The sequence below is a fragment of the Sphingomonas liriopis genome, from assembly GCF_024211255.1.
Lineage (GTDB): Bacteria > Pseudomonadota > Alphaproteobacteria > Sphingomonadales > Sphingomonadaceae > Sphingomonas > Sphingomonas liriopis.
Map to the genome: position 1 here is coordinate 40982 of NZ_JAMLDY010000024.1, position 9331 is coordinate 50312.

The window sequence follows — 9331 nt, forward strand, 5'->3', positions numbered from 1 at the left end:
CGTTGGAATATCGGGTATGTCGATGGCGGATCGCCGCGTCTGACGCAAGCGTCAGCCGTCGCGGGCGCTGGCCCGCGCTTCGAGCAGGTCCCAGATCGCGCGGTGCTGCGCGAGCAGTTGCTGCGCGCCGAAGCTGACGGCACGTTCGGTCGCGGCGCTGGCGCCCAGCATCGCGACGCTCGCCGCGGTCTCGGCGGCCGGCGGGAAGGTGGAGGGGGTGGCTTCGATCCCGAACCGCGCCGCCGCGCGGTCGAGCAGCCGGCGGATCGTGCCCCAGTCGCGCACCAGCGCGGCGATCGCGCCGGTCGCGCAGCCGCGCCGTTCGGACTTGCCGAGCATCTCGAGCGCGTGGCGGCTGGTGGTCAGCGCGCTCTCCGTCTCCGCCTGTCCCGGGGTCGAGGGCAGCGGGCCGACCGCGGCGGCGAGGCGGGCGATATAGGCGCGCTCGCCGGCGAAGGCCTCGGCGATCGCGTCGAGCCAGTCGCACGCATCGGGCTGGACGCAATGCACACGCGCTTCGGCGGCGATGCCCGGATGGACGCCATGCACCGCGCACAAGGCGTGGATCGCATCCGACAGGTCGCGCTGCGACGCCGCCGGCGACAGCAGCCGGGCGAGGTGGCGATGCGTCGCGCTGCCGTCGGTATCGTCGAGCTGGGCGACCAGATCCCATGCGTTCGCGTGCCAGCCCGTCTGTGCCGTGTCCAACATACCACCCCGAAAAGTACCGATGCCGCCCGCCTATCCGGTGCGACACGCGCCCTTGTCCGCTCTCGACATATACGAACCACGTAAAGACACGGTTGATGGGGCGGTAACCCTGTCGCAATGGACCTTTACGCCGCCGGGCCGTGGCCTAAGAACGGCGACACGTGATTTTGGAGAAGGTGGATGCGGGGATGGATCGTGGCCTTGGCGCTGGCATCGGCGGGAAGCATGGCGATGAGCGTTGAGGCGGGCGCGCAGGGCGTCGTGGCGGCGAAGGCCGGCGACCTGACGCTGGCGCGGGTGTTCGGCAGTCCCGATCTTTCGGGATCGCAGCCGCGCGGGCTGCGGCTGTCGCCGGACGGCAGCCTGCTCACCTTCCTGCGGCCGCGCGCCGACGAGAAGGAGCGTACCGATCTGTGGGCACGCGACACGCGTACCGGCGCCGAGCGGATGCTGGTCGACAGCAAGAAGGTCGGCAGCGGCGCCGAACTGACCGAGGCGGAGAAGATGCAGCGCGAGCGCGCGCGCATCGGGGGCGCGAAGGGCATCGTCGCCTACGATTTCGCCCCCGACGGCCGCTCGATCCTGGTGCCGCTCGACGGTGACCTGTATCTCGCGACACTCGACGGCAGGGTGCGGCGGCTGACGCAGACGCCGGGCGGCGAGCTCAACCCGGTGGTGTCGCCGAAGGGCGGCTATGTCAGCTTCGTGCGCGACCAGAATTTGTTCGCGCAGCCGCTGACCGGCGGTGATGCCCGCGCCGTCACGCAGGGCGGCGGCGGCACGATCCATTTCGGCGAGGCTGAGTTCGTCGCGCAGGAGGAAATGGACCGCCGCACCGGATACTGGTGGTCGCCCGACGAGCGCTACATCGCGGTCGAGAAGTTCGACGAGGCGCCCGTCCACGTCTTCACCCGCGCGTCGATCGGCGCGGCGGGGACCAAGACCTACGAACAGCGCTATCCCGCCGCGGGGACGCCCAACGTTCTGGTCGAGCTGTACGTGATGCGCCCCGACGGGTCGGGGCAGGTGAAGGTCGACCTCGGCACCAATCCCGACATCTATCTTGCCCGCGTCGACTGGACGCCGGATGGCAAGACGCTGCTCGTCCAGCGCCAGAGCCGCGACCAGAAGACGCTCGACATGCTCCGCGTCGATCCGGAGACCGGCAAGGCGAGCGTGCTGTTCACCGAAAAGGCGGGCGCGAAGAGCTGGCTCAACCTCAGCGACGACTACAAGCCGATGAAGGACGGCAGCCTGATCTGGCGGTCCGAGCGCGACGGCTACGGCCATCTCTACCGCTGGACGCCGGGCGGCAAATGGACGCAGCTGACCAAGGGGCCGTGGGTGGTCACCGGACTGGTCGGCGTCGATGAGTCCAAGGGCCGGTTGTATCTCACCGGCCTGAAGGACGACGTGCTCGAACAGCATCTGTACAGCGTCGATATCGCGCGGCCCAACGTGCTGACGCGGCTGACCGAGCTCGGCTGGACCAACGGCGCGACGATGGACAAATCGGCGAGCCGCTTCATCGTCTCGCGCTCCAACCCGACCCAACCGACGCAGGTCTATATGGCCGATAGCGCGGGCAAAAGGATCGCCTGGATCAACGAGAATGCGATTGTGGCGGGCCATCCCTACCAGCCGTTCCTCGCCAGCCACCAGCCGACCGAGTTCGGCACGATCAAGGCCGCCGACGGCACGACGCTGTATTGGGAGATGATTACCCCGCCGCTGGTCGCGGGTAAGAAATATCCCGTGTTCTTCGAACATTACGGCGGCCCCGGCACCGGCCAGCAGGTGACGCGCGGCTGGCAGGGCGCGCTGCCGCAGTTCCTCGTCGATCAGGGCTGGATCTATTTCAAGATCGACAACCGCGGATCGTACAACCGCGGCAAGGCGTTCGAGGACCAGATCTATCACGCGATGGGCACGGTCGAGGTCGAGGACCAGCTGGCCGGCGCCAGGTATCTGCAATCGCTGCCGTTCGTCGATGGCGGCAAGATCGCCACCTATGGCTGGTCGTACGGCGGCTATATGTCGCTCAAGATGCTCGAGAAGACTCCCGGCGTTTACGCCGCCGCGGTATCCGGCGCGCCGGTGACCGACTGGCAGTTGTACGACACGCATTACACCGAGCGCTATCTCGGCGATCCGGCGAAGGACCCGAAGAGCTACGCTACATCGGCGGCGATCGAGGATGCCGACAAGATCCGCGATCCGCTGCTGCTGATCCACGGCATGGCCGACGACAACGTCTTCCTCGACAATTCGACCAAGGTCGCCGCGCGCATGCAGGCGACCGCGACGCCGTTCGAGATGATGTTCTACCCCGGCTACACCCACCGCGTGGCGGGGCCGGTGGTGAGCCAGCATTTGTGGGGCACGATCCTGGAGTTCTTGGATCGCGCCGTGAAGAACAAGCCGGCGAAGTGACGCGCGCGGCGGGGCTCCGGTCCCGCCGCAAGCCCGGCTTTGCCGCAACAAACGAGAAGCTGTTGGACGCGCTGACGCAACGCAACTAGGGGCGCCACCCTACGAGTGGAGGGTTTCATGGGTTATCGGGTGGTGGTCGCGGGCGCGACGGGCAATGTCGGGCGCGAGATGGTCAACATCCTCGCCGAGCGCGAATTCCCCGCCGACGAGATCGCCGTGCTGGCGTCGAGCCGCAGCCAGGGCGAGCAGATCGAATACGGCGACACCGGCAAGATGCTCAAGGTGCAGAACATCGAGCATTTCGACCCCTCGGGGTGGGACATGGCGCTGTTCGCGATCGGCAGCGAGGCGACCAAGGTCTATGCGCCCAAGTTCGCCGCCGCGGGCTGCACGGTGATCGACAATTCGTCGCTCTATCGCATGGACCCCGACGTGCCGCTGATCGTGCCCGAGGTGAACGCTGCGGCGATCGACGGCTACAAGGCCAAGAACATCATCGCCAACCCCAATTGCTCGACCGCGCAGATGGTCGTGGCGCTGAAGCCGCTGCACAACGCCGCCAAGATCACGCGCGTGGTCGTCGCGACCTACCAGTCGGTGTCGGGCGCGGGCAAGGTCGGCATGGACGAATTGTTCGAACAGAGCCGCAACATCTTCGTCGGCGATCCCGCTGAAGCCAAGAAGTTCACCAAGCAGATCGCGTTCAACGTGATCCCGCACATCGACAGCTTCCTCGACGACGGATCGACCAAGGAAGAGTGGAAGATGGTGGTCGAGACCAAGAAGATCCTCGATCCCAAGATCAAGGTGACCGCGACCTGCGTCCGCGTCCCCGTCTTCGTCGGCCATTCCGAGGCGATCAATATCGAGTTCGAAAACGAGATCTCCGCCGAGGACGCCAAGCGCATCCTTCGCGAGGCGCCGGGCATCATGCTGATCGATAAGCATGAGGACGGCGGCTATATCACGCCGATCGAGGCTGCGGGCGACGACGCCACCTACATCAGCCGCGTGCGCGAGGACCCCACGGTGGAGAACGGCCTCAACCTATGGTGCGTCAGCGACAATCTGCGCAAGGGCGCCGCGCTGAACGCGGTACAGATCGCCGAACTGCTCGGCCGCCGGCACCTTCAGAAGGCGGGTTGAGCGGCTATTCCATTGGCATCGGCTTCCATGATATAGGAGAGCGATGCACGACGGTTTCAACACCCGGATCGACGCGATCGCCGCCGACGCATTGTACGAACGAGCGTCGGCGTTCGGTCATTCGATCGAAGAAGAGGTCGATGCGCTTCGTCGCGAGGCGCAGCCGTTGAGCATCGCCGACAAGGTGGCGTTGTCGGCCCGGCAACGGGCGATGGCACCGACCGACTGCCTGTCCGACGACAGCACGCTCATCATCCGCTGGTATCGCGACACGAACGGCGGGCGGGACACGGACGACGGCTGGATCGATGACCATCGTCGTTGATGCCAGCGTTGCCATCAAGTTTTCGGTCGAGGAGCTTGGTTCGGCGGCGGCATTGGAACTGATCCGTTCCGAACCTGCGCTGGTCGCGCCCGACCTGATCCTGACCGAAGCGGCCAACGCCTATTGGGCGATGGTGCGCACCAGCCGGTTGCTGATGGTCCATGCAGAGGCGAATCTCGAAGACCTGCCGCGCTACTTCAACCGCCTGTATCCGACCGGGACGCTCATCAAGGCGGCGCTGACGATCGCCTTCCAGCTTCGTCATCCTGTCTATGATTGCGTGTACGTCGCGCTCGCCGAAAAGCTCGGCTGCCGGTTAATGACGGCCGATCGTAAATTCCATGCGAAAGCCTGCGAACGCTATCCGGTCGATCTTCTGCCGTTCGAAACGGATGGCGCCTAATGCCCGATATACCGCCCCGGGCGGTGCCAGGCGATCAGGATCAGGCTCATCGCGGCGGCGCTGAGCGCGGACCAGGCGAGTTGGCGGGTGCTGACGACGGGGATCGCTGCGGCCAAAATGACGATGTCGATCGCGATCTGGCTGCGGCCCGCGTTCCAGCCGCGGGTGCGTTGCAGCCATAGAGTGATGACGCCCGTGCCGCCGACGCCGGCGTGATGGCGGGCGAGCGCGAGGATGCCCATGCCGATGACGGTGCCGCCGACCAGCGCGGCGAAGGCGGGATGGACGTGCTCGATATGAATCGACGCCCGCGTCAGCGACGAGAAGAGCGCGATGCCGATGTTGACCAGCAGCGACTTCGCCGCGAACCGCGCGCCCATCACCTTGTGCGCGAAGGCGAAGAAGGGAATGTTGAGGAGCGTGAACAGCACCCCGACGGGCAGCGGCACGCGATAGGACAGGAGCAGCGCCAGACCGGCGACGCCGCCGGTGACCAGCCCCGCCGCCTTCAGGAAGGCGAGGCCCAGCACGATCAGGATGCAGCCGATCGCCAAAGCATAGGCATCCTCGGCGATGCTATGACGGCGGCCGGGGGGAGGGGACGGATCGCGGGGCTGCATCGGACCTCATGGACAAGGGGTCAGGCGCCTCTCCCGGATCGACGGCCTTCTTGCGAGCCAATCGCGGCTATACAGCAGTCGTCCGCGAACGAAAGCCGCGGGTCATAGCCGCCGGTGCTTGCCGCCGTAATGCTGGCCGACATACTGACCGATCCGCGCCATCTCGCGCGCCGCGCCGCGCGTCGCCTCGGCGCAGCAGGGCAGGGGATCGCGTTCCGCCTGCGCAGCGCGCATCGCGACGCGGTCGGTCAGCTCCTCGATGTCGGCGCGGCTGAGCACGTTCTTCTCGCGCAGCAGGCACAACAGGCTCTGGAGGATGACCAGGCTTTCGTCGCCGGCTTGGGATTGCAGACCGTTGTCCATCGTCGCTCTCCTTGTATTTTGAAAGGAGAGTATGCCTTTTTCGTCGGGTTGGAAAGGCCGTTCCGGGTAGCGGGGATGGCCGATCCTGCGTCATCGTGCGGACGATGGACTAACGGAGGATGCGATGCGCGAGGCGACGGGCGGCTGCCAGTGCGGGCGGGTGCGCTACATGGTGCGGCTGGCGGATGACGACGCCTATCTGTGCCACTGCCGCATGTGCCAGCGCGCGACCGGGGGCGTGTCGATCGCCTTCACGCTGGTCGATACCGCGGCGGCGACGTGGACGGGCTGCGAGCCCGACCGCTACCGCTCGTCGCCGTTCGCGCAGCGGGGGTTCTGTTCGGCGTGCGGCACGCCGCTGACCTATGAATCCGACGGTCACGACAAGATGGACCTGACGATCGGCAGCTTCGACGATGCCACGCCGTTCCGGCCGGTCGCGCATTCGGGCGTCGAAAGCTGGCACCCGCAATGGCTGGACACGCGCGATCTTCCGACCCAACGGACGGATCAGAACGAACGCATCGCCAACAGATGGATCGAGACCCTTGGCCACCTCCCCGATTGAACCGCAGTTTTTCGAGAGCTTTGACGGCACGTGCCTAGCGTGGCGGGAGATGGGGGAGGGCCGGCCGGTAGTCCTGATCCACGGCTATTTCTCGACAGCCGAGGTCAACTGGATCAAATACGGTCATGCCGCGAAGCTCGCGGAGCGCGGCTTTCGCGTCATCATGCCCGACCTGCGCGGTCATGGATCGAGCGACAAGCCGCACGACATCGCCGCCTATCCGCCCGACGCGCTGATGCGCGATGGGCTGGCTCTGGTCGAACACCTCGGGCTGACCGACTACGACCTCGGCGGCTATTCATTGGGCGGGCGCACGACGATGCGGATGCTCGCCAATGGTGCGGCGCCGCGACGGACGGTGCTGTCGGGGATGGGACTGGCCGGGATCGTCAGCACCGCGGGGCGGGGCGGCTATTTCCGCCATGTGCTGACCAACCTCGGCAGCTTCCCGCGCGGGTCGTCGGAATGGATGACCGAGGCGTTCCTGAAGACCACCGGCGGCGATCCGGTGGCGTTGCTCAACATCCTCGAAACCTTCGTCGATACGCCGCTCGACGTGATCGAGGCGATCGACGTGCCGGCGGTGGTCATCACGGGGGGCGAGGACGACGACAACGGATCGGGCGCCGAACTCGCCGATGCGCTGGGTCATGCGATCTATCGCGAGATCCCCGGCAATCATATGAGCGCGGTGACGAAGCCTGAACTGGGGCAGGCGATCGCGGATTTCCTGAGCGCTTGACCGGGGCGGGGTGACGCGCCCATCCTGACGGCAACATCATGATCGTCAGGGGTTTTCAGTCCATGCGTCTCGTCTCCACCGCTGCGCTCGCCGCGGCGCTGTTCGCCATGCCCGTTGCGGCGCAGACCGCGCCGGCCGCCGCGAAGCCCACCGCCGCCGAAGCCGCGGCCTATGTCGCCGCGGTCGAGAAGGAGGCCGCCGATCTGTCGGTGCCGGCGCAGCAGACGGCATGGGTCAACGCTACCTACATCACCGACGACACCGACGCGCTCGCCGCCAAGTCGGGTGCGGAGCTGACCGAGAAGGCGGTGCAATGGGCGAAGGGCGCGGCGCGCTTCAACGGCGTCGCCGGGGTGAGCGGTGACGTGCGCCGCAAGCTCGACCTGCTCAAGAACGGCGTCGGTCTGCCTGCGCCGACCACGCCGGGCGCAGCGACCGAGCTCGCTACGCTGACCACGCGCATGTCGTCCTCCTACGGCAAGGGCAAGGGCACGCTGGATGGCAAGCCGATCAACGGATCGGATATCGAGGCGGCGATGGGCACTACGCGTGATCCCGCGAAGCTGCAGGAGATGTGGGTCAGCTGGAACGACAATGTCGGCGCGCCGATGCGCAAGGACTATACGCGGATGACCGCGATCTCGAACGCCGGCGCGAAGGAACTGGGCTTTACCGACGTCGGCGCGATGTGGCGATCGGGCTACGACATGACGCCGCAGCAGTTCGAGGCGCTGACCGACCAGATCTGGAAGGAGGTCGAGCCGCTCTATCTGTCGCTGCACACCTATGTCCGCTGGAAACTGAACGAGAAATACGGCGATGCCGTGCAGCCCAAGACCGGGCCAATCCGCAGCGATCTGCTCGGCAATATGTGGGCGCAGGAATGGGGCAATATCTACGACGTGGTCGCGCCGAAGGGCGCGGGCGACGTCGGTTACGACACCGGCGAATTGCTCACGGCCAAGGGCTACGATCCGGTCAAGATGGTGAAGCAGGGCGAAGCCTTCTATTCGTCGCTCGGCTTCGCGCCGTTGCCCGAGACGTTCTGGCAGCGTTCGCAAATCGTCAAGCCCGCCGACCGCGAGGTGATCTGCCACGCATCGGCATGGGATATCGACAATCTGGACGACATCCGCATCAAGATGTGCACCAAGGTGAACGGCGACGATTTCGTCACCATCCACCACGAACTCGGCCACAATTACTATCAGCGCGCGTACAAGAACCAGCCGTATCTCTACAAGAACGGCGCCAACGATGGCTTCCACGAAGCGATCGGCGATACGATCGCGCTGTCGATCACGCCCGACTATCTGGTGAAGATCGGCCTGCTACCTGCCGCGCAGGTGCCGAGCGCCGACAAGGATATCGGCCTGCTATTGCGCCAGGCGATGGACAAGGTCGCGTTCCTGCCGTTCGGGCTGCTGGTCGACAAATGGCGCTGGGGCGTGTTCTCGGGCAAGATCGGGTCGGGCGATTATCAGAAGGGTTGGGACGCGCTACGCCTGCAATATCAGGGGATCAAGCCGCCCGTCGCGCGCGACGAGACCAAGTTCGACGCGGGCGCCAAATATCACATCCCGGCGACGGTGCCGTACACGCGCTACTTCCTCGCGCGGGTGCTGCAGTTCCAGTTCTACAAGGCGGCGTGCGATCAGGCCGGGTGGAAGGGGCCGCTGCACCGCTGTTCGTTCTACGACAACAAGGCGGTCGGCGAGAAGCTGAATGCGATGCTGACGATGGGGCAGTCGAAGCCGTGGCCGGATGCGCTGCAGGTGATGACCGGCAGCCGCCAGATGTCGGGCAAGGCGCTGGTCGATTATTTCGCGCCGTTGAAGGCGTGGCTCGACCGGCAGAACAAGGGCAAGCCGACGGGGTGGTGAGGGGTTAACCCTCCCCCGTTCGCCCTCGTCTTAGTGGAATGACGTAGAGTTGGTTTGCCGCGTAGGATGCGGAGCCGGGGTGGGGGTGGCCACCCCCACCCCGGCGGCCGGCTGTCGGATCGGGTTCGTCCGGTTCC

The 9331-nt window shown here is 66.0% G+C and carries 10 protein-coding genes; 7 read left to right on the plus strand and 3 right to left on the minus strand.

Translation table 11 applies throughout. The features are described 5' to 3' along the window. Positions 1-51: 51 nt before the first annotated feature. Complete coding sequence (locus M9979_RS15890) at positions 52-711, minus strand: DUF6975 family protein (RefSeq protein ID WP_254290336.1); 660 nt, start codon at positions 709-711, stop codon at positions 52-54. A 225-nt stretch (positions 712-936) separates the two neighbouring features. On the opposite strand from M9979_RS15890, the gene M9979_RS15895 reads away from it, so the two are divergent. The 4 genes from M9979_RS15895 (at position 937) to M9979_RS15910 (ending at position 5018) form a co-directional block, all read left to right on the plus strand. Beyond that, positions 937-3144 (plus strand): S9 family peptidase, encoded by a 2208-nt coding sequence (locus tag M9979_RS15895; RefSeq protein ID WP_254290347.1) that lies wholly within the window; start codon positions 937-939, stop codon positions 3142-3144. A gap of 117 nt (positions 3145-3261) precedes the next feature. After that, a complete protein-coding gene (locus M9979_RS15900; protein WP_254290337.1) occupies positions 3262-4290 on the plus strand; it encodes an aspartate-semialdehyde dehydrogenase in 1029 nt (342 codons plus the stop codon). Positions 4291-4333: 43 nt separating this feature from the next. Continuing rightward, a complete protein-coding gene (locus M9979_RS15905; protein ID WP_254290338.1) occupies positions 4334-4615 on the plus strand; it encodes a hypothetical protein in 282 nt (93 codons plus the stop codon). After that, on the plus strand, positions 4599-5018 hold the full coding sequence (locus M9979_RS15910) for a type II toxin-antitoxin system VapC family toxin (protein WP_254290339.1): 420 nt from the start codon (positions 4599-4601) through the stop codon (positions 5016-5018). The genes M9979_RS15905 and M9979_RS15910 overlap by 17 nt, the downstream gene beginning before the upstream one ends. On the opposite strand, the gene M9979_RS15915 is transcribed toward M9979_RS15910, so the two are convergent. Both M9979_RS15915 and M9979_RS15920 read right to left on the minus strand, forming a co-directional pair. Further along, complete coding sequence (locus M9979_RS15915; protein WP_254290340.1) at positions 5015-5638, minus strand: YitT family protein; 624 nt, start codon at positions 5636-5638, stop codon at positions 5015-5017. The two genes, M9979_RS15910 and M9979_RS15915, sit on opposite strands and share 4 nt — an antisense overlap. Positions 5639-5740: 102 nt before the next feature. Further along, a complete protein-coding gene (locus M9979_RS15920; RefSeq protein ID WP_254290341.1) occupies positions 5741-6001 on the minus strand; it encodes a hypothetical protein in 261 nt (86 codons plus the stop codon). 124 nt (positions 6002-6125) lie between these two features. Here M9979_RS15920 and M9979_RS15925 point away from each other — a divergent pair, with 124 nt between their 5' ends. The 3 genes from M9979_RS15925 to M9979_RS15935 all read left to right on the plus strand — a co-directional run bounded on the left by M9979_RS15925 (position 6126) and on the right by M9979_RS15935 (position 9194). After that, positions 6126-6569, plus strand: coding sequence for a GFA family protein (locus M9979_RS15925; protein ID WP_254290342.1), 444 nt, complete (start codon positions 6126-6128; stop codon positions 6567-6569). Continuing rightward, positions 6550-7311, plus strand: coding sequence for an alpha/beta fold hydrolase (locus M9979_RS15930; protein WP_254290343.1), 762 nt, complete (start codon positions 6550-6552; stop codon positions 7309-7311). The genes M9979_RS15925 and M9979_RS15930 overlap by 20 nt, the downstream gene beginning before the upstream one ends. 62 nt (positions 7312-7373) lie before the next feature. Beyond that, on the plus strand, positions 7374-9194 hold the full coding sequence (locus M9979_RS15935) for a M2 family metallopeptidase (RefSeq protein WP_254290344.1): 1821 nt from the start codon (positions 7374-7376) through the stop codon (positions 9192-9194). Positions 9195-9331 lie beyond the last annotated feature (137 nt).

What these genes read in the sequence shown, in the direction of transcription:
- M9979_RS15910 (WP_254290339.1), top strand. Translation starts at nt 4,599, where the DNA reads ATGACCATCGTCGTTGATGCCAGCGTTGCCATCAAGTTTTCGGTCGAG.
- M9979_RS15915 (WP_254290340.1), bottom strand. Translation starts at nt 5,638, where the DNA reads ATGCAGCCCCGCGATCCGTCCCCTCCCCCCGGCCGCCGTCATAGCATC.
- M9979_RS15905 (WP_254290338.1), top strand. Translation starts at nt 4,334, where the DNA reads ATGCACGACGGTTTCAACACCCGGATCGACGCGATCGCCGCCGACGCA.
- M9979_RS15890 (WP_254290336.1), bottom strand. Translation starts at nt 711, where the DNA reads ATGTTGGACACGGCACAGACGGGCTGGCACGCGAACGCATGGGATCTG.
- M9979_RS15900 (WP_254290337.1), top strand. Translation starts at nt 3,262, where the DNA reads ATGGGTTATCGGGTGGTGGTCGCGGGCGCGACGGGCAATGTCGGGCGC.
- M9979_RS15895 (WP_254290347.1), top strand. Translation starts at nt 937, where the DNA reads ATGGCGATGAGCGTTGAGGCGGGCGCGCAGGGCGTCGTGGCGGCGAAG.
- M9979_RS15920 (WP_254290341.1), bottom strand. Translation starts at nt 6,001, where the DNA reads ATGGACAACGGTCTGCAATCCCAAGCCGGCGACGAAAGCCTGGTCATC.
- M9979_RS15935 (WP_254290344.1), top strand. Translation starts at nt 7,374, where the DNA reads ATGCGTCTCGTCTCCACCGCTGCGCTCGCCGCGGCGCTGTTCGCCATG.
- M9979_RS15925 (WP_254290342.1), top strand. Translation starts at nt 6,126, where the DNA reads ATGCGCGAGGCGACGGGCGGCTGCCAGTGCGGGCGGGTGCGCTACATG.